Genomic DNA, 26,204 nt, shown 5'->3' on the forward strand with positions numbered 1-26,204 from the left:
CCTTTAGCGCGAAATCAGCACCTGAAATCCGTCAGGCGAGCCACAGTATCACGCGTAAAACCGGTAATCAGCGCCGACAGCAACTGCTGTGTTTGCAGAATGTCGCGACAGTCGGCAATCGAGGCGGCGCAATGTCCGTGGCGGGTCGCCGGGCCGAGCACCACCGTCGGGATGCCCGTGCCGCTCAGATGTACCACCCCGCCGTCCGTTCCGCCGTTGCTGAACATATCCAACTGTAGCGGTATCCCCGCCTGCGCCGCGATGCTCTCAATCCAGGCGGTTAGTTTTGGCGGTGCAATCAGCGATTTATCGCTCAACACCAGCATCGGCCCCTGGCCGATTTGCCGATGGTTTGCCGCCCCATAATCAAAATTTTTCGCCCAACAGGCAGTGTCCAGTACGATGGCTAAATCCGGCGCAATGGCGCGGGCCGCCGTTTGACCGCCGCGTAATCCCACCTCTTCGCTGGAGCTGGCCGCCAGCCAGATTTCCGCCGGTAATTCCGCATCATGCCATTCGCGCAGCAATGCGATTAGCAGATAGCAACCGAGCCGGTCATCAAAGGCTTTACCCATCACCCGCTGATGCGGCAGCACCTGAAACGCGCTATCAAAGGTCACACGATCGCCGGGACGAATCCCTGCCTGTATCACCTCGTCATGAGAACGCGCACCGATATCCACCCGCAGTCCGCTCACCTCGTTGCCGCTGCGTTCGCCCTCAAGCAGGCCGGGAATTTTGCACTCTTCTCGCGTGGTGATACGGACCGGCTGGAGCTGACGCGCCGCCATCCGCACATTACCCACTGGCAGCACATCAATCGCCCCCTCGCCGGAGATGCTGCGCACCATAAATCCCACTTCATCCATGTGCGCACAGATCATGACTTTCGGGCCATCCGAGGCATTAAGTCGGATCAATACCGATCCTAATCCATCGAAGCGCACCTCTTTATGCAGGCGATCCGCTTCGTCGAGTAAGATCTGACGGACCTCCTGTTCTGACGCGGCGATCGCATCCGCCTCGCACAGCGCTTTCAGTAACGACAAATCCATCATGCGACTCCTGTTAGTAATACGGTTTTCGGCATGGAATAGAGCACTTCCGCCCCTTCCGGCGTGACCAGTACAACATCTTCAATGCGTACCCCGCCCTGCTCCGGCAAATAAATGCCCGGTTCTACGGTCAGTAACATCCCCGGAGCGAGCACGGTGTTGTCATCAGGTGAAAAGCGAGGCTCTTCATGTACCTCAATGCCGATAGAATGACCGGTGTTATGGGCGAAAAACTCGCCATATCCCGCCCGTTCGATAACGTCGCGCGCGGCGGCATCCACTGCCAGACAGCGCACGCCCGGTCGAATAGCCGCAATGGCGGCAAGCTGCGCCTCAAGAACAATGTGATAGATGGGAAACAGCGGATGCTCCTGCAGCGCGCCCGCGCCGGATATCAGAAAGGTTCGGGTCATATCGGAACAATATCCCTGATACAGCGCGCCGAAATCGAGTGTTATCCATTCCCCCGCCGCTACGATTTTATCGCTGGCTTTACCGTGCGGCAGCGCGCCGCGCCAACCGCTGGCGACAATCGTATCGAAGGCGGCTTTCTCCGCGCCGCGCTGACGCATAAACCACTCAAGTTCAGCGGCGATTTCCCTCTCGCTCTGGCCTGGCGCGATAAAGCGACGAATATGTTCCGCACTCGCATCGGCAATGCGGCACGCCTCACGAATCCGATCGATTTCCGCCGCCGTTTTAATACGCCGCAGCGCGTCAATGGAGACACTGACCATGGTCGCCCGCAGTTCCGTCTGCCAACGACGCGCCGTCTCCCAACTGACCTGCGCGCCTTCAAAACCGACCGTTTGCAGATTTTCCGCAGCGATAATCTGATTCACCAGCGACGTCAGCCTCTGCTGCCCGCCGAGCAGATGTATGCAATACCCGTTCGCGCGCGCTTTTACATCGGCGTAATAACGAGCATCAACCAAAATATGCGCATGTTGACGGCTGATCAGTACAAACCCTGAGCCGCTGGAAATCCCCAGATGCGGCTGCTTGTTCGGGCGCGAGGAGATCAGTACCGCATCTAATTGACGCTCGTTGAGCCATTGGCGAAGCGATGTCAATCGCGTCATGGTATCGGTCCTTATTTTCACAGGCTTTCGATCAGCAATTTGCCACGGCGGTACATCATATGGCGCAAGAAGACCACCATCAGCGCCGTAATGACCGCGCCCAGTAAAATCCCTGCGATATAGACGCTGAGATGGCTTACTAGCGGCCACGCCCAGATTGCCGATTCAGGGAACCATTGCACCGCGCCCAGCCAGACGGCGAACGTCGAACCAACGATAGCGCCGACCATATAAGACGGGATGGCGGTGACAGGACTTTCCAGCGCAAACGGAATCGCCCCCTCGCTGATCCCCATAAATGCCAGGAACATCGCTGTTTTGCCCTGCGGATAAAGCTGCGCGTTGAACAGACGTTTACCGGTCAGACGGCGGTCAAGCAGAGTCGCCAGTCCCAGACCAATCGGCGGGATGACAATCGCGATGGAACGCGCCGTTACCGGCAATACATGGTCCGTGGTAAAACTGAAAGCAACAAATCCTGCGGCTTTGTTAATAGGGCCGCCGAGGTCAATTGCGGTCGCGGCAGCGATTCCCATCGCGTACATTAATGCCCCCTTTTCACCCGCCGCGGTGAGCAGAGTGCGAATTCCGCCATTGATCCAGCCGCCAAAGGGCGTAATCACGTAGTACATCGCCAGCATCACAAAAATGGCAGAGAGAATCGGCAGTAAAAAGGTTGTCTTAAAGGCCAGCAGAAAGTCAGGCAACTGGATTTTTTGGTTCATCCACTTCACCAGATATCCCGCGACGATAGAAATAATCAGCGCGCCGATAAAAGTTGACGGCACTGGCGCGGAGGTCACCCAATGCAGACTAGCCGAATCAAAATTCAGCACCTGCGTTGGCTGAGTGGACATCAACCCACCGATAAAACCAGCCGGGAACGCCAGCTTGCCGCCGATGGAGTTCGCCACAAAAGCGGCGAACATCGGGATGGCGAAACCAAACAACACGCCGCCGAAAGATTGCGATAACCAGGCGAACTTCAGTAAGGAGAGGTTAAAACCCGCGAATTTTCCGCTGTTCAACGCGTCCATAATGCCGGTGTCGGCGGGAATGTCCAGCCAGCTATAGGCAATCAACTGCGAGAAAGCGAGGATCACCCCGCCCATGATTAACGTCGGCACCATGCGCGAAATACCGGACATGACATGCTGCGGTAACTCGCCCCAGAAACTGTTGCGGGAGGCCTCGGTTTTTTTAATGGTTGTTGCCGCGCCGGATACGCCGGACACAATAGTCGCACTGCGTTTTTTAATGGCCATATCTGTATCCCTGTCGAGAATTACGGTTGTTCAGCGGCAGTCATCTCTTCAATTTCTTTGATAATGCCCGCGGCATTTTTAATGGCATCCTGAAGCGTGATCTCGTATACATCGCGTGATTCAAAACGTTCGTTATCTTCAGGCGTTACCGCCACGGAATGGATAATTAACGTCGCTTCGGCAATGTCCTGCGCCGTAAGACGGTTTTGAATACCATCAGCGCCCTGGGTTTCGATTTTGACCTCGTATCCCGCTTCCACCGCCGCCTCTTCCAGCGCCTGCGCCGCCATAAAGGTGTGGGCCAGACCCATAGGGCACGCGCAAACGGCAATCAGTTTTTTAGTCATAACATTTTCCTCGTAATAGTTAACGAGTGAAATTATGACGGTGAGAAGCCAATGATTGTTACCAGATGAATGATGCTTTTACTGGATAAATAATTCCACCAAACAGAAATGTGACACGTGTCGGCATAGCATGTAACAGGCGAAAAAAAACCGCGTAAGGGACGCGGTTTGAGACTACTAATAAAGTTCTTAACGGCCTGATGGCGCACTTTGCAGGTTGATAAAGCGCTTGCGCCGCCATCCGGCGATACCTGTCTTAATTATAAAATATGGCCTAATGTCTGACGCAGATGCGCGCCGGAGCCCAGCAATCCAGGATTATCATGGACAATCAGATAAACCGGAATACTATGCACATAATCTTTAAAACGACCTTTATCTTCAAAACCGCCCCGGAAGCCGGAGGCTTTAAAGAATTCCAGGAAACGCGGGACAATGCCGCCTGCGATATAAACCCCGCCAAACGTCCCCAGGGTTAACGCCAGATCGCCGCCAAATCGGCCCATAATAACGCAAAAGAGCGACAACGCGCGGCGACAATCAATACAGCTATCCGCCAGGGCGCGCGCGGTAATATCTTTCGGGCGCAGATTTTCCGGCAGACGATTATCGGATTTAACAATCGCCCGGTAAAGATTCACCAGCCCAGGGCCAGACAAAACGCGCTCGGCGGAAACGTGGCCAATTTCAGCGCGCAGTATTTCCAGAATCATGGCTTCTTCTTCGCTGTTAGGCGCAAAATCGACATGACCGCCTTCTCCCGGAAGGCTAATCCAACGCTTATCCACATGCACCAGATGCGCTACGCCAAGCCCGGTTCCCGCGCCATACACCGCGATGGGTTTGCCGTCTACCGGTTCGCCGCCGCCGAACTGAATTAAATGCTCTTTTTTCAGCATCGGGATCGCCATCGACACGGCGGTGAAATCATTGATAATCTCCAGATGACTAAAGCCGAGATTTTTTTTCATTTCCGCAATAGAAAATGCCCAGGTATGGTTTGTCATTGCCACCCAGTCGCCGGTAATCGGACAGGCGATGGCGATACAGCCATCCTCTACGCTGACGCTATGCTCATCGAGATAAACGCGCACCACAGCCTCAAGGCTGGGATAGTCCAGACCAGAATACGTTTTGGCCTGCGAGATTTCTCCACTGGCGATATCACACAGGGCAAGACGCGCATTCGTGCCGCCTACATCTCCTACTAAAGCATACTTTGTCATTCTTCTACTGCTCCGCTAAAGTCAAAATAAGTCTTTGTCACACTGTAAATTCATGGGGGCATAACAACAACGACCATCAGGCTGACTGCCTATAAATATAGATCTCCATCACAGAATTACTTTCTTGTTTCAGCACCAATTGCAGCAATGCCGTTGGGCAGGCTGTGCAAAAATAGGTATACGACCCCGTGTAAGGAAGAGATTATGTTCCACCCGCGTGCCCGAGCGATGCTGCTGCTGTCGCTCCCTGCACTGATTATTGGCGTAGCGTCAAGCCTGATTTTAATCGCCGCGATGAAAGTCGCGTCGGTTTTTCAGCAATTTCTTTGGCAACGACTGCCCGCCAGCATCGGAATCGCTTATGATTCGCCGTTCTGGATAGTGGGTATGCTCACGCTAACCGGGGTCGTGGTAGGTTTGATTATCCGTTACAGCCCAGGACATGCAGGCCCCGATCCCGCCATCGAGCCGTTAATCAGCATGCCGATCTCGCCCTCTGCACTGCCAGGACTGCTTCTCGCCTTAATCATCGGCCTTGCCGGTGGGGTAAGTCTGGGGCCGGAGCATCCGATAATGACAATAAATATCGCGCTGGCGGTGGCTTTCGGCTCTCGCCTGTTTCCGCGTATCACGACGTTAGACTGGATGATTCTGGCCTCGGCGGGCACCATCGGCGCGCTGTTCGGCACGCCCGTCGCTGCGGCGCTGATTTTTTCGCAAACGCTTAGCGGTTCTAACGATGCACCCATGTGGGATCGCCTGTTTGCGCCGTTAATGGCGGCAGCGGCGGGGTCGCTAACCACCAGCCTGTTCTTTCATCCGCATTTTTCGTTACCCATCGCCCATTACACGCAGATGCGACTAATGGACATTGCCAGCGGGGCGATCGTCGCGGCGATCGCTATTGCTGCAGGAATGGTCGCCGTCTGGTGCCTTCCACGTCTGCATGAGTTACTGCACCGGCTGAAAAATCCGGTCCTGATTCTCGGCTTTGGCGGTTTTATACTGGGTATCCTGGGCGTCATTGGCGGGCCGCTTACCCTGTTTAAAGGGTTGGACGAAATGCAACAAATGGCATTTAGCCAGACGCTGGGCGCGGGAGATTATTTTACCCTAGCCATCGTCAAGCTCACCGCGCTGGTCATCGCGGCGGCGAGCGGCTTTCGCGGCGGACGCATTTTTCCGGCCGTATTTATTGGCGCGGCGCTGGGACTCATGCTCCATGCCCACGTTGAGACCGTACCGGCAGCGATTACCGTCTCCTGCGCAATTCTTGGCTTAGTGCTGGTGGTGACGCGTGACGGCTGGCTCAGTCTGTTTATGGCGACAGTCGTCGTACCAGATACCAATCTGCTGCCGCTGCTATGCATTGTGATGCTCCCGGCCTGGCTATTGCTGGCGGGAAAACCGTTGCTGGCCGCCAACCGTCACGAGCCCTAATCCGGCGCAGCGGGGGCCATTATCCCCCGTTGCGGGCTTCCAGCGCCCGGGTCACGGTACGCAGTAATTCCGGCAGATCGGCTTTTGGCAACATCACTTCAATGAATGACAAACGTTGCGGACGCGCCAGCCGTTCGAGGACCTCTGCCAGTTGGGTAGCCTGCGTCACCCGCCAGCACTCCGCCTGTTGCGCCGCGTTTAGCGCCTGGGGTATCTGCGTCCAGTTCCAGCTCGCGATGTCATTATACCGCTGGGCTGCGCCGTGAATGGCGCGTTCTACGGTATAGCCGTCATTGTTGAGCAACAGAATGATCGGCGCCTGTCCGTCGCGTAGCATCGAGCCCATCTCCTGAATCGTAAGCTGCGCCGCGCCATCGCCAATAATCAGAATCACCCGCCTGTCGGGGCAAGCCGTTTGCGCGCCAAACGCGGCAGGCAAGGAATAGCCAATAGATCCCCACAACGGCTGAACCACAACTTCCGCACCGTCCGGGAGCGACAGGGCGGCGGCGCCAAATGCGGCGGTCCCCTGGTCGACAAGGATAATATCGCCGGGTTTGAGATACTGCTGTAAGGTTTGCCAGAAGTTTTCCTGGGTCAGTTCTCCCTTTTCAATCTGCACAGGCTGGCAGACGGGACGCGTCGGCGGCGGCGCAAAAGCGCATTCAAGACACAATTCGCGCAGCGTAGATACTGCCTGCGCCATCGGGAGGTTGAACCAGGTCTCGCCGATGCGCGACGCGTAAGGCTGAATCTCCAGCGTGCGTTCCGCCGGCAGTTGCTGGGTAAATCCGGCGGTAAGGGTATCGACAAAACGGGTGCCGACGCAGATAACCATATCGGCGTCCTCTATGGCCTGACGCACCGCTTTGCTACTGGCGCCGGCGCTATAGGTGCCAACGAAGTTCGGATGCTGTTCATCAAAAAGCCCTTTTCCCATCAGTAGCGTCGCATGGGCGATAGAGGTTTCCGCCATCCAGCGCTGCAACAGAGGGCGTAAACCAAAACGCCGGGCAAGAAAGTCGGCCAATAGCGCAATGCGCCGACTGTCCATCAGACACTGGCGGGCGCGATAACGAAATGCCGTCTCCACGCCGCTTTGTGCTTCATGCGCGGGCAACGTAAGCGCCTCAGTGGGCGGGATAGCCGTTGTTTTCGCCACGTCGGCAGGCAACATGATATAACCGGGCCTGCGTGCGGCGACCATTTCCCCCAATACACGATCAATCTCGAAACAGGCATTCTGTTCATTCAATATCGCGCTGGCGGCAGATATCGCCTGGCTCATACGATAGAAATGATGAAAATCACCGTCACCCAGGGTGTGGTGCATCAATTCGCCACTCTGCTGCGCATCACTACAGGGCGCGCCGACGATATGCAATACCGGCACATATTCCGCGTAGCTGCCCGCGATACCGTTAATGGCGCTAAGTTCTCCCACGCCAAAGGTGGTTAGCAGCGCGCCCGCGCCCGACATGCGCGCATAACCGTCGGCGGCATAAGCAGCGTTCAGCTCATTCGCGCATCCCACCCAACGCAGGGTCGGATGATCAATAACGTGGTCAAGAAACTGCAAATTATAATCGCCCGGCACGCCAAAAAGATGGCCAATGCCGCATCCGGCCAGTCTGTCCAACAAATAGTCGGCTACGGTGTAGGGGTTTTGCATGACAGCGTTCCTTCTGACGTTAACAATATGTTGAGTATTAAGGAATGACGATGGCTGTCCAGCACGACGGGCATGAAAGCCTGGAAAACAATGTTTACAGTGGCGAGGCGTAAAATCCAGATACCGCATGGCGAGTGTCACCGTATACACTAGTTACTCACGCCAAAGGGGGAAAGGTTATGGTTTATCAGCCCGATGAGAATCGTTATCACACAATGGAATATCGCCGCTGCGGGCGCAGTGGCGTCAAACTTCCCGCCATTTCGCTGGGGTTATGGCACAACTTCGGCGATGCGACACGGGTAGAAAATAGCCGGGCGCTGCTGCAACGCGCGTTCGATCTGGGCATTACCCACTTTGATCTCGCCAATAATTATGGGCCGCCGCCGGGCTCCGCAGAATGCAATTTTGGCCGCATTCTGCAGGAGGATTTTTTACCGTGGCGTGATGAGTTGGTCATCTCCACCAAAGCGGGCTATACCATGTGGGATGGCCCTTATGGCGACTGGGGGTCACGTAAATACCTTATCGCCAGCCTCGATCAAAGCCTGAAACGTATGGGGCTGGAGTATGTCGATATCTTTTATCACCATCGTCCCGATCCCGAAACGCCGCTTAAAGAGACGATGAAAGCGTTGGATCACCTTGTCCGCCAGGGCAAAGCGTTGTACGTGGGGATCTCTAACTATCCTGCCGATCTGGCCAGACAAGCTATCGATATTCTGGAGGATCTCGGCACGCCCTGCCTGATTCATCAACCAAAATATTCGCTTTTTGAGCGTTGGGTAGAGGACGGGCTGCTGGCGCTGTTACAGGAAAAAGGCGTCGGTAGTATTGCCTTCTCGCCGTTGGCGGGCGGGCAGCTCACTGACCGTTATCTGAATGGCATTCCGGAAGATTCCCGCGCGGCGAGCGGAAGCCGTTTCCTTAAACCAGAACAGATTACCGCCGACAAACTGGAAAAAGTTCGCCAGTTGAATGAACTGGCTGCGCGACGGGGCCAAAAATTGTCTCAGATGGCGCTCGCCTGGGTGCTGCGTAACGATAACGTTACCTCGGTGCTGATTGGCGCCAGCAAACCGTCGCAAATCGAAGATGCCGTGGGAATGCTGGCAAACCGCCGTTTTTCAGCGACGGAATGTGCAGAAATTGACGCGATTCTGGACGGTCGGTTTTAGCAAAAAATGCTCTCCTTCATGATTTAAGAGTTAAGGCGATGAAACAAATCTTTACTGCTTTGTAATATTGCATTAACAGGCCGGCTACGGCTCGATCGTGAAGGAGAGAAAGTATGTTCAGGTCACTGATTCTGGCGGCAGCCTTGCTGGCTTTTACACCGCTTGCCGCGAATGCGGGTGAAATCACCCTGTTGCCCTCAATAAAATTACAGATTGGCGATCGCGATGATTACGGTAACTACTGGGACGGCGGTCGCTGGCGCGACCGGGATTACTGGCACAACCATTATGAATGGCGTAAAAATCGCTGGTGGCGCCATGACAACGGCTATCATCGCGGCTGGGATAAGCGTAACGCGTATGAACGCGGTTATCGGGAAGGCTGGCGCGATCGTGACGATCATCGCGGGCGAGGCCGGGGTCACAAACACCATCACTAAGCCTCCTGCTGAATAACAGCCCGATGACGCCAACGCATCGGGCCTGCTATCTTTTCAGCCGCTATGACAATCCCATCACCGTTCCAACCAGCAACCAGATATTCAGGGCGACGACCAGTACGACAATTATCCAGCCAACCTGTTTTACCCGGCGCGTATTCACCAGCTCGCCCATTAGCGTGGAGTTACTGGTGAAAATCAGTAGCGGCACCAACGCCAGCGCAATACCAAAACTCAGCAGCACCTGGCTCATCACCAGAATTCGGGTAGGGTCCAGCCCCATAAAAATCACAATAAATGAGGGCAGCATAGTGATGGTACGCCGTACCCACAGCGGAATGTGAAAACGGACAAACCCTTGCATCACCACCTGCCCCGCCAGAGTCCCTACGACGGTGGAGGAAAGCCCTGCCGCTACCAGACTAAGACCAAACACCGTTGCCGCCGCATGACTAAGCAAAGGTTCCAGCGTCAGGTATGCCTGATCGAGATCGGCGATGCCGGTGTGGCCGCTAAAATGGAACGCCGCAGCGGCGGTCGCCATCATTGCCAGATTGACAAAACCAGCAATCGTCATGGCAATGGCGACATCCCATTTCGTTGCTGAATACCTCTGTTGCCGCGTTCCGCCATGCAGATGCTGCGTTAAGGAAGAGTGCAGATAAATCACATGCGGCATAATCGTCGCGCCAAGCACCCCGGCGGCCAAGAATACGGCTTCCGAGTTCGGCAGTGCCGGGATAACCATTCCTTTGCCGAGCTGCGCCATATCAGGCTGAGAGAAAAATAGCTCCACAATGTAAGCGGCGGCGACAAAAAGCAGTAAACCGCCGATGACTTTTTCAAGCGGTTTTTGACCGCGGCGCTGTAGCATTAAAATCAGAAACGTCGCGATCCCGGTTAATACCGCGCCCTGTAATAAAGAGACGCCAAGGATCAGCCTGAAGCCAATTGCCGCGCCGATAAATTCAGCTAAGTCGGTGGCCATCGCGATAATTTCCGCCTGTACCCAGTAAAACCAGACCACCGGGCGCGGATAATGGTCGCGAATTTGCTCCGCCAAGTTCTTGCCTGTGGCGATCCCAAGCTTTGCCGAGAGGATTTGGATCAGCATTGCCATCAGGTTCGCCCAAACCACGACCCAGAGTAGCTGATAGCCAAAGCTGGCGCCGGCCTGAATATTGGTCGCGAAATTACCGGGATCGATATAACCAATCGCGGCAATGAACGCAGGTCCCATTAATGCGAGCCTTAGCTTGCGCCCCGCCCGTCCACTGCTATTCTCTACACGATTGTCAGTCATCTTTTGCCTCAAAAACATAGCCTTTGCTATGTTTTATGCTATGTTTATTGATAATGATTATCAAGTGCATTCCAATGGGTACGGGTGATTACTTTGATAGTGTGAAACGATAGACCGATACGATGACGACCTGTATCAGAACAGTTTGGCTTACATTTACAATTGTAGCACGCTGATATAACTTTTCATTTTCATATTCAGTATAGTAAAAGTGTATTACAGATCACTAATTTTGAATCTCGTCACAGCTCCTTATTATAGTGTGTGCTGGATCTCGTTTTCTTTACGCCTGTTGCATAGAATGTGCACGAAAATTAAACCTGCCTCATATTTGGAGCAAATATGGACCGCGTCCTTCATTTTGTCCTGGCGCTTGCCGTTGTTGCGGTACTCGCACTGCTAGTTAGCAGCGACCGTAAAAAAATTCGCATTCGTTACGTCATTCAATTACTCATCATCGAAGTATTACTGGCCTGGTTCTTCCTGAACTCTGATGTTGGCCTTGGCTTCGTAAAAGGTTTCTCCGAGATGTTTGAAAAACTGCTCGGATTTGCCAACGAAGGGACAAACTTCGTCTTCGGCAGTATGAACGATCAAGGTTTGGCGTTCTTCTTCCTGAAAGTATTGTGCCCGATCGTCTTTATTTCCGCGCTGATCGGTATTCTCCAGCATATCCGCGTTCTGCCAATGGTCATCCGCGCGATTGGTTTTCTGCTGTCCAAAGTAAACGGTATGGGCAAACTAGAGTCTTTTAACGCCGTCAGCTCGCTGATCCTGGGCCAGTCCGAGAACTTTATCGCTTATAAAGATATCCTCGGCAAAATGTCCCGTAACCGTATGTACACCATGGCGGCGACAGCAATGTCTACCGTTTCCATGTCTATCGTAGGCGCGTACATGACGATGCTGGAGCCTAAGTATGTAGTCGCTGCGCTGGTTCTGAACATGTTCAGCACCTTTATCGTTCTTTCGCTGATTAACCCGTATCGCGTGGACGCCAGCGAAGAAAATATTCAGATGTCTAACCTGCATGAAGGCCAAAGTTTCTTCGAAATGCTGGGCGAGTACATTCTGGCAGGTTTTAAAGTGGCGGTTATCGTCGCGGCGATGCTGATCGGCTTCATCGCTCTGATCGCAGCGCTGAATGCGCTGTTCGCAACGGTTACCGGTTGGTTCGGCCACAGCATCTCCTTCCAGGGCATTCTGGGCTACATCTTCTACCCGGTAGCGTGGGTAATGGGCGTGCCGTCCAGTGAAGCGCTGCAGGTAGGAAGTATCATGGCGACCAAACTGGTTTCCAACGAATTCGTAGCGATGATGGACCTGCAGAAAATCGCCGCCACCCTCTCTCCACGCGCTGTAGGCATTATCTCCGTTTTCCTGGTATCCTTCGCGAACTTCTCTTCCATCGGTATTATCGCAGGCGCAATTAAAGGCCTGAACGAGGAGCAAGGCAACGTGGTTTCCCGTTTTGGTCTGAAACTGGTTTACGGTTCTACCCTGGTGAGCGTACTGTCCGCCTCTATCGCGGCGCTGGTACTGTAAGTCTGCGCCGGCTTTAGCTTTTTCATTCAGAAACCGGGGATATCCCGGTTTTTTTATGCCGCTTACTCGCCTAACGGGCGCGGGCGGCCAATTAGATATCCCTGCAAACTGTTTACGCCAAGCTGTAATAGCAGATCGCGCTGCTCAGGCGTCTCTACAAACTCAGCCACTACGCTCAACGATTTCGCTTTCGCTAAGTCAGTGATGGATTTCACTATCATCGCATCCAGAGAGTCCGTCAGAATATCTTTTACGAAGCAGCCGTCGATTTTAATGATGTCAGCCTTGAGGCGTTTTAGACGCTCATAGTTTGCATAACCAGTGCCGAAATCATCAATCGCGATTTTTAGGCCAAACTTACGCAGTTGATTGATATTGTACATACTGATTTCGGAATGAGAAAAGGCCTGTTCTTCAGTAACTTCGATGATGACCGAAGCTGGCGGGACGCCGTAGCGTTTGAAAAGCTGAATAATGCGCGGCGCTGTCTCTTTTTGCAGCAGCGTCAGCGGCATCAGATTAACCGAGAAACGCGCTCCCTGCTCCGCCGAAGGATGGGCGGAAAGCCATTGCAGAAGCGCTTCCACCACCTGCATATCAAACCGCACGCTCAGGTTAAATTGGGCGATAAGCGGAATAAACTGATTCGGCATCATGATACCTTCATCGCATCTGAGCCGCGTCAGAATCTCGTCATATCCTTTTCCCTGCGCGTCGCGGATGGGCTGCGCATACAAAACCAGTGCGCCGCGCTCCAGCGCCTGACGGATTTTCTGCAACCGCAACACCCGCTCAGTAGTCTGGCCGGAAGCGGCTTCAATACTATGTGTCAGTGACAGCACCCGACGATGCGAACAGGATTGCTCCGCCAACCAGCTTAGCTGTCCCAACAACGGCTGTAAGGTTTCCTGGCGACCATCAAATGTCCCCCACGATGCGCCGTATTCCATTTCCAGACCGGTATTGTTCCAGTAGATTTTTCGATTATTAAGCACATTGATCATATATTGCAGACGGGCTTCAGTCTCCGGTCCTGCCAGTACCAGCAATAACTCACTGCCCGGCAGATGAAAAACTTTCTCCTTTTCCTGCAGCAGCGGCTGCAGCGCGCGAAACACTTCGCGTTCGCAATGAACGCGCATCAGCATACCGTAATGGCGGCTCAGAAATTCCAGGTTTTCCATGCGTAAATAGCACACGCTTTGCCCGGCACCCTGTAAAAGAAACTGCTCCAGCGCGCGCAGGTTTGGCAATTGCGTCAACGGTTCAGTCAATGCCCGCGAGTGCCATTGTCGATTCAGCCACTCGCTGCGCTGGTTAATCCGCGCCATGTATAACAAACAAATACTAAAAGAAATGAGAACCGAAAGAATGAACGCCAGTGAATATTCTGAGCCCACGCCCTGCAGAAAATTGCGGTTATAGATAAGCAGGAACAACGTCGTGATAGCCCAGCTAAAATTCAACAGCGGATAGCTTATTTTCCCCACGCCGAGGGTAAATCCAATAAACAGGACTGGCACCAGATAACCAGCAATATACTTTGTCTCGAAAGGCGTACACAGTACCGTTAATAGCGTCGCCAGCGTCGCAAACCAGATAAGCGTAAACAGGCGCTTTTCTTTGGCGAGATAAGGAGCGACATTCCTGCGCCAGAAAATACGAATATAGTGCGGGCTGACTATCATCCGCATTGGATAATAGAAAAAGAGGGTAAAAATGAGCACAGCAGAAATTAGACTCAATAGATCGACAATCAGGAAAATAGCGGTACCAGCGCCAAAAAAGGTAGAAATTGTCACCGGGAAAGCAAGGTAATGCCCGGCCAGATGCATACTGATTTTTATGCCTAACGGCGTCATTAGCCCTAACCAGAAGACGCGTAGCCAGATGTCTTTGTTCGGTATTCCATAGCGCCAGCGAGCGCCCAACTGCCAGCGTACTATGGCGCAAGCCAGCAACACGGGAAAAGTCTGGCAAAATAACAGCACCATCGCCTGAGGCAGAGGCAAATGAAAATTCCATTCATTGGTCAACATCATTCCGCCTGCCATCGGCGCGACGCCGCGGCGGCCAAATAAGAATAGAACGGCAAACATGACGCAGAGCGGTAGCCAAGCCAGAAAAATATAGCTGGAATCAATTGTGGCGCGGGGAGAAATGACACGGGATACAAGAATAGCCGGAACGGTCAGGCTGAGTGCCAGTAAAAATATTTTTATATTTTCTAGCAACTTACACTTATCCGGCATTACTTTAATGCTCACATCATTATATAAGAAGCATGAATAATAAGTATATTCGTACCGTGAAGCAATCCAACAAAAGCTCACATTGACGGCAAAAGTAGTGGCAAACAAACGAAAGCGAAGGGCAGACTGGAAGCCATAAATGCTGTGAAAAAAAGCAAAAACCCCCGCGTTACAGCGAGGGTTTGAATGTTGGTGGAGCTAAGCGGGATCGAACCGCTGACCTCTTGCATGCCATGCAAGCGCTCTCCCAGCTGAGCTATAGCCCCACGATGCTTTTACGTCTACGCCAAATTTATTGGGAGTAAATTTGGTGGAGCTAAGCGGGATCGAACCGCTGACCTCTTGCATGCCATGCAAGCGCTCTCCCAGCTGAGCTATAGCCCCATTACGTAAAGCTTGTCGAGTTGACGGGCGGCATCATATGAATTCCCTTCGCATGTGTCAACGGCAAAATGAACTTGCCGAATTCAATCGCTGAAAAAGCATTCAAATAAAGAACATTGCGGCACAACTCGCATTCAGTAGTTAAACACGTCACGGTTTCGACTAAAATGGTGCTATAAAATGAACCACTAATTAACCCCACGACTATTCAGGGAATCGCTATGTTCAAGGAACGGATGACGCCAGAAGAACTCGCTAATCTCACCGGTTACAGCCGACAAACCATCAATAAATGGGTACGGAAAGAAGGCTGGGCGACGTCACCCAAACCCGGCGTCCAGGGCGGTAAAGCCCGTCTTGTTCATGTAAATGAACAGGTTCGTGAATATATCCGCAGCGCTGAACGCTCGGTTGACCACCATACAGACACATTCATGCCTGCCAGCGACGCGTCGCTTGAAGCATTACTCATGACGCTCGCCAAAGAGATGACCTCATCCGAGCAAAAACAGTTTACCTCTCTCCTCGTTCGTGAAGGGATTACCGGTTTGTTACAACGCTTAGGGATACGCGATAGCAAATAATATGAAAAGATTACGCAGTAAAATGACCACTGAAGAGCTGGCTGAATGCCTCGGCGTGGCGAGACAAACCGTCAATCGCTGGATCAGAGAGCAAAGTTGGAAGACCGAAAAATTTCCCGGCGTTAAAGGCGGACGCGCAAGACTCATCCATATTGATGCCGGCGTGCGGGAATTTATTCTGAACATTCCGGCTTTTCGCAAACTGCCAGCGTTTTATCAGGCGGAAGAACCTTTTGCAGAATATGCCAACGCGGCGCACAGTCACGCTTATCGTCAAATTATTGATGCCGTTGAAAATATGTCGGCTCAGGAACAGGAAAAACTGGCGCTGTTTTTGTCACGAGAAGGTATTCGCGGATTTCTGACGCGTTTAGGTATCAATGCGTCAGACTAACAAATAATAAACGGCAGGCGTCTTCCCTGCCGTTTATTCTGTTTCAGCTCGCGTTACTGTTGGCTTTCACGTTCTGCAATAAAGCCCAGCGCTTTGTTGATGCGCTCAATGCTGCGGGTTTTGCCAATCGCATGTACGGTGACATCCAGCGCAGGAGACTGCCCTGCGCCTGTCACAGCCACACGCAGCGGCATCCCCACTTTACCCATCCCCACTTCCAGCTCCTCCGCCGTGGACTGAATCGCGTGATGGACGTTTTCTGCTGACCAGTCCGTAATCGCCGACAGCTTGTCGCGCACCACTTCCAGCGGCTGGCGCGCCACCGGGCGGAGGTGTTTTTTCGCCGCATCGGCGTCAAACTCGCTGAAGTCTTCATAGAAGTAGCGGCAGCTCTGCGCCATCTCTTTCAGAGTCTTGCAGCGTTCGCCCAACAGCTTCACCAGTTCAGCAAGCTGCGGACCATTACGGGTATCGATATTTTCCTGCTCGATATGCCATTGCAGATGCGTCGCCACATATTCCGGCGCCAGCGTATTGATGTAGTGGTGGTTCAACCACAGCAGTTTATCGGTGTTAAAGGCGCTGGAGGATTTACTCACCGCGCCCAAAGAGAACAGATTGATCATCTCTTCGCGGGTGAAGATCTCCTGATCGCCGTTGGACCAGCCCAGGCGCACCAAGTAGTTCAGCAACGCTTCTGGCAAATAACCATCGTCGCGATACTGCATGACGCTAACCGCGCCATGACGTTTAGACAGTTTTTTACCGTCGTCGCCGTTAATCATCGACACATGCGCGTACATCGGCACCGGCGCGTTTAACGCTTTCAGGATGTTAATCTGGCGCGGGGTGTTGTTGATATGGTCTTCGCCACGAATTACATGGGTAATTTCCATATCCCAGTCGTCAACAACCACGCAGAAGTTGTAGGTCGGCGAACCGTCGGTACGACGAATGATCAGATCATCCAGCTCCTGGTTGCTGAATTCGATCGGCCCACGGATCTGGTCATCAAAAATAACGGAACCGTCCTGCGGATTGGCAAAGCGCACTACGCACGGCTCATCGTCAGCATGATGTTCGTGGCTATGACGGCAACGCCCGTCATAACGCGGCTTCTCGCCTTTCGCCATCTGCTCTTCTCGTAGCTGATCCAGACGCTCTTTAGAGCAGTAGCATTTATAAGCCGTTCCCGCCTCCAGCATCTCATCAATAACCGCGTTATAGCGATCAAAACGTTTGGTCTGGAAATAGGGGCCCTCGTCCCATTCCAGGTTCAGCCAGTTCATACCATCCATGATGGCTTCGATGGCTTCCGGCGTGGAACGTTCAAGATCGGTGTCTTCAATACGCAGCACGAACTCACCGCCGTGGTGACGTGCGAAAAGCCAGGAATAAAGAGCAGTACGCGCGCCGCCGACGTGCAAATAACCTGTCGGGCTAGGCGCGAAGCGAGTTTTGATTTTCATGAAATGGCCTTACGTTTATAAAGATGCCGACAACCGGCAAATCCTGGAAAGATGAATAGCCTTGTATTCTATCACTGTAGCTTGATTCCTCAATGTTGATCCGGTCAGAACGCTGCGCTTTGCTATTTCCGTATAGAAATCATGCGGCGCGGAGCGATTCGCGATCGTTTTGTTTAATTTTACGACGAACAAACAAAAACTTTAGAAAATGCGTTGACTCATTTTCAACTCTCCCTATAATGCGACTCCACACAGCGGGGGTGATTAGCTCAGCTGGGAGAGCACCTCCCTTACAAGGAGGGGGTCGGCGGTTCGATCCCGTCATCACCCACCAACTACTTTATGTAGTCTCCGCCGTGTAGATAAGAAATTGAGAAGTGGGTGATTAGCTCAGCTGGGAGAGCACCTCCCTTACAAGGAGGGGGTCGGCGGTTCGATCCCGTCATCACCCACCACTTTCTCACCAGCTAAGTTTCTTATTGTGAAGTACCGAAGTGGGTGATTAGCTCAGCTGGGAGAGCACCTCCCTTACAAGGAGGGGGTCGGCGGTTCGATCCCGTCATCACCCACCACTTCGGGTCGTTAGCTCAGTTGGTAGAGCAGTTGACTTTTAATCAATTGGTCGCAGGTTCGAATCCTGCACGACCCACCAATGTAAAAAAGCGCCCTAAAGGCGCTTTTTTGCTATCTGCGATATAACCTTGCGATAGCCAATACTTGATGGCGCTATACTTACCGGGCCGATGAGCGAATACAGGCCGGGTAAGGCGAAGCCGCCACCCGGCACAAATACCGCATCAACGCTACCGACTTACTTACCGTCTACATCTGATACAGCGGATCTTTCGCCCTCGATGCGGTTAACTCGCCAGCCTGCGTGCGCACCACATCCCATAATGCCTGTGCCGCCGTGGAGAGCGATCGGTTTTTTCGCCGCGCCAGCATAAGTTGCCTTTCAACCACGGGCGTCAGCCGTTTAACTTGCAAGAAGCTGCCCTGCGGGAGCGGTAACGCCAGCGCGGGCAGCACGCTGATGCCGATTCCCGCTTCCACCATTGGAAAGAGCGTGGCGGGATGGCCAATCTCCTGCACGATATTCGCCTCAATAACAAAATGGGCAAGCGCCGCATCAATCAACGGTCGGCTACCAGAAGCATAATCCTGTAAGACCAGCGGCGCCTGTTTAAGATCCTGCCAGCTTACCCATTCCTGATGCGCCAGCGGATGATCCTGGCGACACAACAGTAAAAAAGGCTCTGATAAAATGGCTTCACACTGTAAATCCGCCGCCGCTCCAGTTCTTTCACGCTATGACTGACCGCAGACTGACTCAGACCAATCATATCCCCTGCCCGACTAAAACTTTTTGCCTGGGCGACAGTAATAAAAATACGCAATTGACGCAGTGAATAATTCATCGACTAGATTCATATATAGATGCAATAAATCAATTTTATTTCTCAAAGCGAAAAACGCAAAATAGCTGCACCGACTTTCAGGAGTTTTTATGAAACTTTTTCGTATCCTCGACCCTTTCACGCTGACGCTTATCACAGTGGTACTGCTGGCCTCTTTTTTCCCGGCGGAAGGCGGCTTTGTGCCTGTCGTTGAAGGCATCACGACAGCGGCCATCGCGCTGCTGTTTTTTATGCATGGCGCAAAACTCTCGCGTGACGCGATTATCGCTGGCGGTAGCCACTGGCGATTGCACCTGTGGGTCATGTGCAGCACTTTTGTGCTCTTTCCTGTCCTCGGCGTCCTGTTTGCCTGGTGGGCGCCTGTTAATGTCGACCCTATGCTCTACAGCGGCTTTCTGTATCTGTGTATTTTGCCCGCCACCGTGCAGTCCGCGATTGCGTTTACTTCACTCGCGGGCGGGAACGTCGCGGCTGCGGTCTGCTCAGCGTCTGCGTCCAGTCTGCTGGGCATTTTTCTTTCGCCCCTGCTGGTAGGTTTGGTAATGAATATTCATGGCGCGCAGGGCAGTCTGGAAGAGGTTGGCAGAATTATGCTGCAATTGCTATTGCCTTTTGTGTTGGGACACCTGTCCCGCCCTTGGATCGGCAACTGGGTCGCGCGCAACAAAAAGTGGATCGCGAAAACGGACCAGACCTCTATTTTACTGGTGGTCTACTCGGCGTTCAGTGAAGCGGTGGTCAACGGTATCTGGCACAAAGTCGGCTGGGGATCGTTGCTGTTCATCGTCGTGGTCAGCCTCGTTCTGCTGGCGATCGTCATAGCCATTAACGTCTTTGTCGCCCGTAAATGCGGCTTCAACAAAGCCGATGAAATCACTATCGTCTTCTGCGGTTCGAAAAAAAGTCTGGCCAACGGGATTCCTATGGCCAATATCCTGTTTCCGACGTCAGTGCTGGGTATGATGGTATTACCGCTGATGATCTTCCACCAGATCCAACTGATGGTCTGCGCAGAGCTGGCGCGGCGCTACAAACGCCAGACCGAGAAGTTACAGGCGCAGCAGGAAAGCTGCGCCGCGAAGGCTTAAAGCGGGCGCTTCAGGGGCTGCACCAGTTGTGTCAGCCCCTCTGTTTTAATCAGCAGCGTGATTTGCATCAACTCCCCCAGCTTACCCGCCGGAAATTGCTCCTTACGGGCAAACCACAGCAGGTACTCTTCCGGAAGGTCGATCAATCGACGCCCCTGATATTTGCCGAACGGCATCAGCGTATTGGCGATGGCGATCAATTGCGCTTTCTCCATATCAGACACCCAGCAAACGGAGCATTTCCGCTTCATCAATGACATCAATGCCCAGTTCCTGCGCTTTGGCAAGTTTGGAACCCGCCGCTTCACCCGCAATCACCAGATCGGTTTTCTTCGATACGCTGCCTGCCACCTTCGCGCCCAGTTCCACTAAACGCGCTTTAGCGTCATCGCGGGACATCTGACTCAGGCTGCCGGTTAATACCACGGTTTTACCGGCAAACGGGCTGTCGATTTCTTGCGCATTAATGACTACCGGCGCAGGCCAGTGAACCCCTTCCGCCAGTAGCTGTCCGATCACCTCACGATTGCTCTCTTCGGCAAAAAAGTTAAAAACGTGGGTAGCGACCACAATTCCCACGTCAGGCACCTTTTGCAACTCGTCAATGGAGGCGGCCTGCAGCGCCTCCAGCGTACCGAAATAAGCCGCCAGTCCCGCCGCCGTCGCTTCACCAACTTCACGAATACCCAGCGCATAAAGAAAACGAGCAAAGATCGTCGCTTTGGCTTTTTCTAGCGCGTTAACGACATTTTGTGCGGATTTCGGCCCCATCCGGTCCAGACCGGTCAGTTTACCCGCCGTCAGACGGAACAGATCCGCTGGCGTATGGACGTACTCCCTTTCCACCAGTTGGTCGATGATCTTATCGCCCATCCCGTCCACATCCATCGCCCGGCGCGACACAAAATGTTTGAGCGACTCTTTACGCTGCGCGCCACAAATCAGCCCGCCGGTACAACGGGTAACGGCTTCGCCCTCGACGCGTTCTACGTCCGATCCGCACACCGGACAGTGCGTTGGGAACACAATCGGACGCGTCTCTTCAGGGCGTTCGGACAGCACCACGTTTACCACTTGGGGGATCACATCCCCTGCCCGACGGATAACGACCTTATCGCCGATACGCAAACCAAGACGATCAATTTCATCGGCATTATGCAGCGTGGCATTACTGACCAGCACGCCAGCCACCTGAACAGGTTCCAGACGCGCCACCGGCGTAATCGCCCCAGTGCGTCCTACCTGAAACTCGACATCGCGCACAAAAGTCATCTGCTCCTGAGCAGGAAACTTAAACGCCACCGCCCAGCGCGGCGCTCGAGCCACAAAGCCCAGTTGCTCCTGCAAGGCCAGCGAGTTGACCTTAATCACCACGCCGTCGATATCAAAACCGAGCGTGGGGCGATCTTCTTCGACGTTGTGATAAAACGCCAGCACCGCCTGGGGAGAATCACACAGCGTCACGCGATCGCTGACCGGAAGCCCCCACGCTTTAAATTGCAGCAAACGTCCCAGATGCGTATCCGGCAGCTCGCCGCCCTCCAGGATACCGACGCCGTAGCAGAAGAATGTTAGCGGTCGCTTCGCCGTAATACGTGGATCGAGCTGACGCAACGAGCCCGCCGCCGCGTTACGCGGGTTAGCAAACACTTTGCCGCCACTGCGGCGCGCTTCTTCGTTGATCTTTTCAAATCCGGCCTGCGGTAAAAATACCTCTCCGCGAACTTCAAGACGCGCCGGAATGTTATCGCCGCGCAGCTTTAACGGAATGGCGCGAATCGTACGCACGTTTGAGGTAATATCTTCACCGGTGGTGCCGTCGCCACGCGTCGCGGCTCTTACCAGAACGCCGTTTTCATACAGAATGCTGACCGCCAGACCATCCAGCTTTAGCTCGCAGCACCAGGTGACATTTTCCGTGCTTTTCAGACGATCCTGCACCCGTTTGTTAAACGCCAGGAAGCTCTCTTCATCAAACACGTTATCGAGCGACAACATAGGCACTTCATGGCGAATCTGGTTAAATGCCGTTAGCGGCGCCGCGCCAACGCGCTGCGTGGGCGAATCCGGCGTGATGAGATCCGGGCGTTGCGCCTCCAGCGCCCGCAGTTCCCGCATCAGGCGGTCATATTCGGCGTCGGGAATCTCCGGCGCATCCATCACATGATATAGATATTCATGATGGCGAAGCGTGGTTCGCAGTTCTGTCAGTTGTTGTTCGATTGGTTCCATATCACACCATCAATGATAAAAAACCCCCGACAGGCGGGGGTTACGTTAAAAATGTCACACCTGCGTTAATCTCAGGCGTTAGCGTCCATCACCTCGCGGATGCGATCCTGATATTCACGCAGTTTCTGCGGCGTCATCATCCGACGCTGGTCATCCAGCACTACGCCGCCGACCTCATCAGCAATATGCTGCGCGGATTGCAGCATCAGCTTAAAGTTTTGCAGCGCATCGCCGTAAGACGGCACCTGCATAAAGATAGTGACGCCGGGCGTAGTGAAGTCCGTCATTTCAGGATCAAAGGTTCCCGGATTAACCATATTCGCGAGACTAAACAAAGCCGGGCCGCTACCGTCCGGGCTCAAATGACGATGGAAGATGTTCATATCGCCAAATTTAAAGCCTGACTGCTGAATACTGTTCAGTAGCACTTCACCATTGAGCTCGCTACCATGATGGGCCGCGACGTTCATAATGATAACCACCTCTTTACGCTGTGGTTTTTCCACAACCGGCGCTTCTTCCACCACAGGTTCCGCCTCAACGGCAGGATCCGCAGGCTGGAAGGTTTGCTCTGCTAACGGCGGTGCGGGCTGCGCAACAGGCTGCGGCGCTTGCGACGGCTGTGCAGGCTGCTGCGGCTGTACCGGCGGCGCAGATGGCTGAACCTGTTGAGGCGGCGGCACAGGTTGGGGCGGCTGCTGCACCGGCTGTTGCTGCGGCGCTTGCGGCTGCGGTGGCGTCGCTGGACGCGGTTGCGCAGACGCATAAGGCGGCTGGTACTGGTGTTGCGGCGACTGGCGAGGGGCATCATGCTCCTGCGGCTGACCGGGGGCATGATTCACGCGGTGAACACGAACTTCACCCACGCCTTCGTCTGCATCGACATCGTCGTCATACGAGTCGTCGTCGCGTTTTGATTTCATGCGTTTTAGTGGACGATCGCGGAACATAGAAGATCGTTCTTTACGGCTGGTCCAGAAACCATGTACCAGTAAAGCGATTATGGCGATCGCGCCAACAATGATTAATATCAGACGCAAATCCTGCATCATTATATTCTCTGTTGTTCTAACACCTTGCCACCACGGCAAACATTTACTCACTAAGAGTATTTGCCGATTACGTCAAGTGCAAGTGTACTGTTGGCTTTCGCAGCATAAAGATGAAGGAAAATGTACTTTTTGCTGTTTTTTCGAACATTTCCGAACTATCTACCGTCTGATAACCGGGTAAGATATCCCACGCTTACCCAGGGCTTTAAGAAAAGGAGTATGTCCTGAATATGGTTTCATCATCCACAACCGTACCACGTAGCGGCGTCTATTATTTCTCGCAAGGATGGAAGTTAGTCACCCTACCGGGAATCCGCCGCTTTGTTATTTTACCTTTGCTGGTCAACATTGTGCTGATGGGCGGCGCATTTTGGTGGCTGTTTACGCAGCTTGACGCCTGGATACCTTCGTTGATGAGTCATGTACCAGACTGGCTGCAATGGCTGAGCTATCTGCTGTGGCCGATTGCGGTTATCTCTGTTTTGTTGGTCTTCGGCTATTTTTTCTCTACCCTCGCCAACTGGATCGCCGCGCCGTTTAACGGCCTTTTAGCCGAACAGCTTGAGGCGCGGTTAACCGGCGCCACGCCGCCCGATACCGGCGTACTCGGCATCATGAAAGATGTACCACGCATTATGAAACGCGAATGGCAAAAGCTGGCGTGGTATCTGCCGCGCGCTATCGTGCTGCTGGTTCTCTATTTTATTCCTGGCATTGGCCAAACCATCGCGCCGGTGCTGTGGTTTTTGTTCAGCGCCTGGATGCTGGCGATTCAGTATTGCGACTACCCGTTTGATAACCATAAAGTGCCGTTTAAAACGATGCGCGCCGCGTTACGCACGCAGAAGGTCGCGAATATGCAATTTGGCGCGCTCACCAGTCTCTTTACGATGATTCCGGTGCTTAACCTTTTTATTATGCCTGTCGCCGTCTGTGGTGCGACGGCAATGTGGGTGGACTGCTGGCGTGCTAAGCACGCGTTATGGAAATAAAGTAAAAATGTATAAATAAGGGATGGCTTATGCTGTCTCTTATTCCATACTGATAACCATTATTTCCCATCAGCATATAGATATGCGAAATCCTTACTTCCCGATATCTGGCTGGAAGGTATGCTGGGAAGGTATCCCAATTTCATACAGTTAAGGACAGGCTATGAGTAAGATTTATGAAGATAACTCGCTGACTATCGGTCATACGCCGCTGGTTCGATTGAACCGTATCGGTAACGGACGCATTCTGGCGAAGGTGGAGTCACGTAACCCGAGCTTCAGCGTCAAGTGCCGTATCGGCGCCAATATGATTTGGGATGCCGAAAAGCGCGGCGTACTGAAACCTGGCGTTGAACTGGTGGAGCCGACCAGCGGCAATACCGGAATTGCGCTGGCGTATGTCGCCGCCGCACGCGGTTATAAACTCACCCTGACCATGCCGGAAACGATGAGCATTGAGCGCCGTAAATTGCTTAAAGCGCTGGGCGCGAATCTGGTGCTTACCGAAGGGGCGAAGGGGATGAAGGGCGCCATCCAAAAAGCCGAGGAGATTGTCGCCAGCAACCCGCAAAAATATCTCCTGCTCCAACAATTCAGCAACCCAGCCAACCCGGAAATTCATGAAAAAACCACCGGCCCGGAAATCTGGGAAGATACCGACGGCCAGGTTGATGTCTTTATCTCCGGCGTCGGCACCGGCGGTACATTGACCGGCGTCACGCGCTATATTAAAGGGACGAAGGGTAAAGCCGATCTTATCACCGTCGCGGTAGAACCCACCGACTCCCCGGTTATCGCCCAGGCGCTGGCAGGCGAAGAATTGAAGCCGGGGCCGCATAAAATTCAGGGCATCGGCGCAGGCTTCATCCCAGGCAACCTGGATCTGAAGCTGATTGATAAAGTGGTTGGCATCACCAATGAAGAGGCCATTTCTACCGCGCGCCGTCTGATGGAAGAGGAAGGTATTCTGGCGGGGATCTCTTCCGGCGCGGCAGTAGCTGCCGCGCTTAAGCTACAAGAAGATGAAAGCTTTACCAATAAGAATATTGTGGTTATCCTACCCTCATCAGGTGAGCGTTATCTAAGCACCGCGCTGTTCGCCGATCTCTTTACCGAGAAAGAACTGCAACAGTGATGCCAGCATGTTAAAAATGCGTAAAAAAGCACCTTTTGGGGTGCTTTTTTGTGGCCTGCTTCAAACTTTCACTTCACCTGGCATTGATTCACCCTGACGGAACTGGTATTTAACCAGACTAATTATTTTGATGCGCGAAATTAATCGTTACAGGTAAAGCGTTAGCTGAATCGATTTTATGATTTGGTTCAAATCTTCCTTTCGCGGCATAATGTTTAATGACGAGCGAAACGTCAGCGGCCATAAGTTGCCAGCAACGGATTGCGTAGAACACTTTTGTGTCGCGCCCCGTTTACGCCAGCGCTAACAATACAGGCTAAAGTTGAGCCGCCAGGCTAGACTTTAGTTCCACAACACTAAACCTATAAGTTGGGGAAATACAATGTTCCAGCAAGAAGTTACCATTACCGCTCCGAACGGTCTGCACACCCGCCCTGCTGCTCAGTTTGTTAAAGAAGCAAAAGGCTTCACTTCTGAGATTACTGTGACTTCCAACGGCAAAAGCGCCAGCGCAAAAAGCCTGTTTAAACTGCAGACTCTGGGCCTGACTCAAGGCACCGTCGTCACCATCTCCGCAGAAGGCGAAGATGAGCAGAAAGCGGTTGAACATCTGGTCAAACTGATGGCTGAACTCGAGTAAGATTTTTTCCG

23 protein-coding genes, 6 tRNA genes and 1 pseudogene are annotated in these 26,204 nt (G+C 53.2%); 14 read left to right on the forward strand and 16 right to left on the reverse strand.

The window, feature by feature from the left end; genetic code table 11:
- Positions 1–14: 14 nt before the first annotated feature.
- The 5 genes from ypdE to glk all read right to left on the reverse strand — a co-directional run bounded on the left by ypdE (position 15) and on the right by glk (position 4,975).
- Positions 15–1,055 (reverse strand): aminopeptidase, encoded by a 1,041-nt coding sequence (ypdE, locus tag F4V61_RS07950; protein WP_000365990.1) that lies wholly within the window; start codon positions 1,053–1,055, stop codon positions 15–17.
- Entirely contained in the window at positions 1,055–2,137 is a 1,083-nt protein-coding gene (gene ypdF / locus F4V61_RS07955) for an aminopeptidase (RefSeq protein WP_079827491.1), read from the reverse strand. Before ypdF ends, ypdE begins: the two co-directional genes overlap by 1 nt.
- Before the next feature lie 17 nt (positions 2,138–2,154).
- Positions 2,155–3,402 carry a PTS fructose transporter subunit IIC gene (locus F4V61_RS07960; protein WP_038395041.1) on the reverse strand — a complete coding sequence of 416 codons (1,248 nt, stop codon included), beginning with the start codon at positions 3,400–3,402 and terminating at the stop codon, positions 2,155–2,157.
- A 20-nt stretch (positions 3,403–3,422) separates the two neighbouring features.
- Entirely contained in the window at positions 3,423–3,749 is a 327-nt protein-coding gene (locus tag F4V61_RS07965) for a PTS fructose transporter subunit IIB (RefSeq protein WP_000162760.1), read from the reverse strand.
- 260 nt (positions 3,750–4,009) lie between these two features.
- A complete protein-coding gene (gene glk / locus F4V61_RS07970; RefSeq protein WP_000170374.1) occupies positions 4,010–4,975 on the reverse strand; it encodes a glucokinase in 966 nt (321 codons plus the stop codon).
- A 204-nt stretch (positions 4,976–5,179) separates the two neighbouring features.
- Between glk and F4V61_RS07975 the strand changes: the two genes are divergently transcribed.
- Positions 5,180–6,415 carry an ion channel protein gene (locus tag F4V61_RS07975; RefSeq protein ID WP_038395039.1) on the forward strand — a complete coding sequence of 412 codons (1,236 nt, stop codon included), beginning with the start codon at positions 5,180–5,182 and terminating at the stop codon, positions 6,413–6,415.
- 19 nt (positions 6,416–6,434) lie between these two features.
- On the opposite strand, the gene F4V61_RS07980 is transcribed toward F4V61_RS07975, so the two are convergent.
- Entirely contained in the window at positions 6,435–8,087 is a 1,653-nt protein-coding gene (locus F4V61_RS07980) for an alpha-keto acid decarboxylase family protein (RefSeq protein WP_038395037.1), read from the reverse strand.
- A 179-nt stretch (positions 8,088–8,266) separates the two neighbouring features.
- Between F4V61_RS07980 and mgrA the strand changes: the two genes are divergently transcribed.
- Both mgrA and ypeC read left to right on the forward strand, forming a co-directional pair.
- Complete coding sequence (gene mgrA / locus F4V61_RS07985) at positions 8,267–9,265, forward strand: L-glyceraldehyde 3-phosphate reductase (RefSeq protein ID WP_058819486.1); 999 nt, start codon at positions 8,267–8,269, stop codon at positions 9,263–9,265.
- A gap of 113 nt (positions 9,266–9,378) precedes the next feature.
- The gene (gene ypeC / locus F4V61_RS07990; protein WP_058344773.1) at positions 9,379–9,705 is read left to right on the forward strand and encodes a DUF2502 domain-containing protein YpeC; all 327 of its coding nucleotides are present in this window, start codon (positions 9,379–9,381) and stop codon (positions 9,703–9,705) included.
- Between the two features lie 61 nt (positions 9,706–9,766).
- Here the strand turns inward: ypeC and F4V61_RS07995 are convergent, their stop codons facing one another.
- A complete protein-coding gene (locus tag F4V61_RS07995; RefSeq protein WP_024131801.1) occupies positions 9,767–11,008 on the reverse strand; it encodes an Nramp family divalent metal transporter in 1,242 nt (413 codons plus the stop codon).
- On the reverse strand, positions 11,001–11,078 hold the full coding sequence (locus tag F4V61_RS22820) for a hypothetical protein (RefSeq protein WP_419146551.1): 78 nt from the start codon (positions 11,076–11,078) through the stop codon (positions 11,001–11,003). The genes F4V61_RS07995 and F4V61_RS22820 overlap by 8 nt, the downstream gene beginning before the upstream one ends.
- Before the next feature lie 272 nt (positions 11,079–11,350).
- Here F4V61_RS22820 and nupC point away from each other — a divergent pair, with 272 nt between their 5' ends.
- The gene (nupC, locus tag F4V61_RS08000) at positions 11,351–12,553 is read left to right on the forward strand and encodes a nucleoside permease NupC (protein ID WP_000376338.1); all 1,203 of its coding nucleotides are present in this window, start codon (positions 11,351–11,353) and stop codon (positions 12,551–12,553) included.
- A 62-nt stretch (positions 12,554–12,615) separates the two neighbouring features.
- On the opposite strand, the gene F4V61_RS08005 is transcribed toward nupC, so the two are convergent.
- The 3 genes from F4V61_RS08005 to F4V61_RS08015 all read right to left on the reverse strand — a co-directional run bounded on the left by F4V61_RS08005 (position 12,616) and on the right by F4V61_RS08015 (position 15,189).
- A complete protein-coding gene (locus F4V61_RS08005; protein ID WP_080160998.1) occupies positions 12,616–14,805 on the reverse strand; it encodes an EAL domain-containing protein in 2,190 nt (729 codons plus the stop codon).
- A 190-nt stretch (positions 14,806–14,995) separates the two neighbouring features.
- Positions 14,996–15,071, reverse strand: a tRNA-Ala gene (locus F4V61_RS08010).
- Positions 15,072–15,113: 42 nt separating this feature from the next.
- Positions 15,114–15,189 (reverse strand) — tRNA-Ala (locus F4V61_RS08015).
- 221 nt (positions 15,190–15,410) lie between these two features.
- On the opposite strand from F4V61_RS08015, the gene F4V61_RS08020 reads away from it, so the two are divergent.
- Together F4V61_RS08020 and F4V61_RS08025 are read left to right on the forward strand one after the other, a co-directional pair.
- Positions 15,411–15,773, forward strand: a complete 363-nt coding sequence (locus F4V61_RS08020) for a MerR family transcriptional regulator (RefSeq protein ID WP_000472037.1) — start codon at positions 15,411–15,413, stop codon at positions 15,771–15,773.
- 1 nt (position 15,774) lies between these two features.
- A complete protein-coding gene (locus tag F4V61_RS08025) occupies positions 15,775–16,167 on the forward strand; it encodes a MerR family transcriptional regulator (RefSeq protein ID WP_000826519.1) in 393 nt (130 codons plus the stop codon).
- A 53-nt stretch (positions 16,168–16,220) separates the two neighbouring features.
- On the opposite strand, the gene gltX is transcribed toward F4V61_RS08025, so the two are convergent.
- A complete protein-coding gene (gene gltX / locus F4V61_RS08030; RefSeq protein WP_000695615.1) occupies positions 16,221–17,636 on the reverse strand; it encodes a glutamate--tRNA ligase in 1,416 nt (471 codons plus the stop codon).
- A 258-nt stretch (positions 17,637–17,894) separates the two neighbouring features.
- Here gltX and F4V61_RS08035 point away from each other — a divergent pair.
- The 4 genes from F4V61_RS08035 to F4V61_RS08050 all read left to right on the forward strand — a co-directional run bounded on the left by F4V61_RS08035 (position 17,895) and on the right by F4V61_RS08050 (position 18,288).
- Positions 17,895–17,970 (forward strand) — tRNA-Val (locus F4V61_RS08035).
- A 45-nt stretch (positions 17,971–18,015) separates the two neighbouring features.
- A tRNA-Val gene (locus F4V61_RS08040) sits at positions 18,016–18,091 on the forward strand.
- Positions 18,092–18,132: 41 nt separating this feature from the next.
- Positions 18,133–18,208 (forward strand) — tRNA-Val (locus F4V61_RS08045).
- Positions 18,209–18,212: 4 nt separating this feature from the next.
- Positions 18,213–18,288, forward strand: a tRNA-Lys gene (locus F4V61_RS08050).
- A gap of 170 nt (positions 18,289–18,458) precedes the next feature.
- Here F4V61_RS08050 and F4V61_RS08055 read toward each other — a convergent pair.
- Positions 18,459–19,054 (reverse strand): annotated as a pseudogene (locus tag F4V61_RS08055) (LysR family transcriptional regulator).
- Between the two features lie 89 nt (positions 19,055–19,143).
- Here F4V61_RS08055 and F4V61_RS08060 point away from each other — a divergent pair.
- Positions 19,144–20,142 carry a bile acid:sodium symporter family protein gene (locus F4V61_RS08060; RefSeq protein WP_000765561.1) on the forward strand — a complete coding sequence of 333 codons (999 nt, stop codon included), beginning with the start codon at positions 19,144–19,146 and terminating at the stop codon, positions 20,140–20,142.
- Here the strand turns inward: F4V61_RS08060 and F4V61_RS08065 are convergent.
- The 3 genes from F4V61_RS08065 to zipA all read right to left on the reverse strand — a co-directional run bounded on the left by F4V61_RS08065 (position 20,139) and on the right by zipA (position 23,426).
- Positions 20,139–20,357 carry a DUF3820 family protein gene (locus F4V61_RS08065; protein WP_000409535.1) on the reverse strand — a complete coding sequence of 73 codons (219 nt, stop codon included), beginning with the start codon at positions 20,355–20,357 and terminating at the stop codon, positions 20,139–20,141. The genes F4V61_RS08060 and F4V61_RS08065 overlap by 4 nt on opposite strands.
- A gap of 1 nt (position 20,358) precedes the next feature.
- Positions 20,359–22,374, reverse strand: coding sequence for an NAD-dependent DNA ligase LigA (ligA, locus tag F4V61_RS08070; protein ID WP_000433259.1), 2,016 nt, complete (start codon positions 22,372–22,374; stop codon positions 20,359–20,361).
- Between the two features lie 71 nt (positions 22,375–22,445).
- Positions 22,446–23,426, reverse strand: a complete 981-nt coding sequence (zipA, locus tag F4V61_RS08075; protein WP_000983111.1) for a cell division protein ZipA — start codon at positions 23,424–23,426, stop codon at positions 22,446–22,448.
- 230 nt (positions 23,427–23,656) lie between these two features.
- On the opposite strand from zipA, the gene cysZ reads away from it, so the two are divergent.
- From cysZ to ptsH, 3 genes are all read left to right on the forward strand, one after another.
- Positions 23,657–24,418 carry a sulfate transporter CysZ gene (gene cysZ / locus F4V61_RS08080; protein ID WP_000255009.1) on the forward strand — a complete coding sequence of 254 codons (762 nt, stop codon included), beginning with the start codon at positions 23,657–23,659 and terminating at the stop codon, positions 24,416–24,418.
- A 163-nt stretch (positions 24,419–24,581) separates the two neighbouring features.
- Positions 24,582–25,553, forward strand: a complete 972-nt coding sequence (cysK, locus tag F4V61_RS08085) for a cysteine synthase A (RefSeq protein WP_038395019.1) — start codon at positions 24,582–24,584, stop codon at positions 25,551–25,553.
- Between the two features lie 382 nt (positions 25,554–25,935).
- The gene (gene ptsH / locus F4V61_RS08090; protein ID WP_000487600.1) at positions 25,936–26,193 is read left to right on the forward strand and encodes a phosphocarrier protein Hpr; all 258 of its coding nucleotides are present in this window, start codon (positions 25,936–25,938) and stop codon (positions 26,191–26,193) included.
- Positions 26,194–26,204 lie beyond the last annotated feature (11 nt).

This window comes from Salmonella enterica subsp. arizonae, assembly GCF_008692845.1.
Taxonomy (GTDB): domain Bacteria; phylum Pseudomonadota; class Gammaproteobacteria; order Enterobacterales; family Enterobacteriaceae; genus Salmonella; species Salmonella arizonae.

Excerpts from the sequence above, each read along its gene's own strand:
- ypdE (WP_000365990.1), bottom strand. The coding sequence starts at position 1,055 with ATGGATTTGTCGTTACTGAAAGCGCTGTGCGAGGCGGATGCGATCGCC.
- ypdF (WP_079827491.1), bottom strand. The coding sequence starts at position 2,137 with ATGACGCGATTGACATCGCTTCGCCAATGGCTCAACGAGCGTCAATTA.
- F4V61_RS07960 (WP_038395041.1), bottom strand. The coding sequence starts at position 3,402 with ATGGCCATTAAAAAACGCAGTGCGACTATTGTGTCCGGCGTATCCGGC.
- F4V61_RS07965 (WP_000162760.1), bottom strand. The coding sequence starts at position 3,749 with ATGACTAAAAAACTGATTGCCGTTTGCGCGTGCCCTATGGGTCTGGCC.
- glk (WP_000170374.1), bottom strand. The coding sequence starts at position 4,975 with ATGACAAAGTATGCTTTAGTAGGAGATGTAGGCGGCACGAATGCGCGT.
- F4V61_RS07975 (WP_038395039.1), top strand. The coding sequence starts at position 5,180 with ATGTTCCACCCGCGTGCCCGAGCGATGCTGCTGCTGTCGCTCCCTGCA.
- F4V61_RS07980 (WP_038395037.1), bottom strand. The coding sequence starts at position 8,087 with ATGCAAAACCCCTACACCGTAGCCGACTATTTGTTGGACAGACTGGCC.
- mgrA (WP_058819486.1), top strand. The coding sequence starts at position 8,267 with ATGGTTTATCAGCCCGATGAGAATCGTTATCACACAATGGAATATCGC.
- ypeC (WP_058344773.1), top strand. The coding sequence starts at position 9,379 with ATGTTCAGGTCACTGATTCTGGCGGCAGCCTTGCTGGCTTTTACACCG.
- F4V61_RS07995 (WP_024131801.1), bottom strand. The coding sequence starts at position 11,008 with ATGACTGACAATCGTGTAGAGAATAGCAGTGGACGGGCGGGGCGCAAG.
- F4V61_RS22820 (WP_419146551.1), bottom strand. The coding sequence starts at position 11,078 with ATGCACTTGATAATCATTATCAATAAACATAGCATAAAACATAGCAAA.
- nupC (WP_000376338.1), top strand. The coding sequence starts at position 11,351 with ATGGACCGCGTCCTTCATTTTGTCCTGGCGCTTGCCGTTGTTGCGGTA.
- F4V61_RS08005 (WP_080160998.1), bottom strand. The coding sequence starts at position 14,805 with ATGCCGGATAAGTGTAAGTTGCTAGAAAATATAAAAATATTTTTACTG.
- F4V61_RS08020 (WP_000472037.1), top strand. The coding sequence starts at position 15,411 with ATGTTCAAGGAACGGATGACGCCAGAAGAACTCGCTAATCTCACCGGT.
- F4V61_RS08025 (WP_000826519.1), top strand. The coding sequence starts at position 15,775 with ATGAAAAGATTACGCAGTAAAATGACCACTGAAGAGCTGGCTGAATGC.
- gltX (WP_000695615.1), bottom strand. The coding sequence starts at position 17,636 with ATGAAAATCAAAACTCGCTTCGCGCCTAGCCCGACAGGTTATTTGCAC.
- F4V61_RS08060 (WP_000765561.1), top strand. The coding sequence starts at position 19,144 with ATGAAACTTTTTCGTATCCTCGACCCTTTCACGCTGACGCTTATCACA.
- F4V61_RS08065 (WP_000409535.1), bottom strand. The coding sequence starts at position 20,357 with ATGGAGAAAGCGCAATTGATCGCCATCGCCAATACGCTGATGCCGTTC.
- ligA (WP_000433259.1), bottom strand. The coding sequence starts at position 22,374 with ATGGAACCAATCGAACAACAACTGACAGAACTGCGAACCACGCTTCGC.
- zipA (WP_000983111.1), bottom strand. The coding sequence starts at position 23,426 with ATGATGCAGGATTTGCGTCTGATATTAATCATTGTTGGCGCGATCGCC.
- cysZ (WP_000255009.1), top strand. The coding sequence starts at position 23,657 with ATGGTTTCATCATCCACAACCGTACCACGTAGCGGCGTCTATTATTTC.
- cysK (WP_038395019.1), top strand. The coding sequence starts at position 24,582 with ATGAGTAAGATTTATGAAGATAACTCGCTGACTATCGGTCATACGCCG.
- ptsH (WP_000487600.1), top strand. The coding sequence starts at position 25,936 with ATGTTCCAGCAAGAAGTTACCATTACCGCTCCGAACGGTCTGCACACC.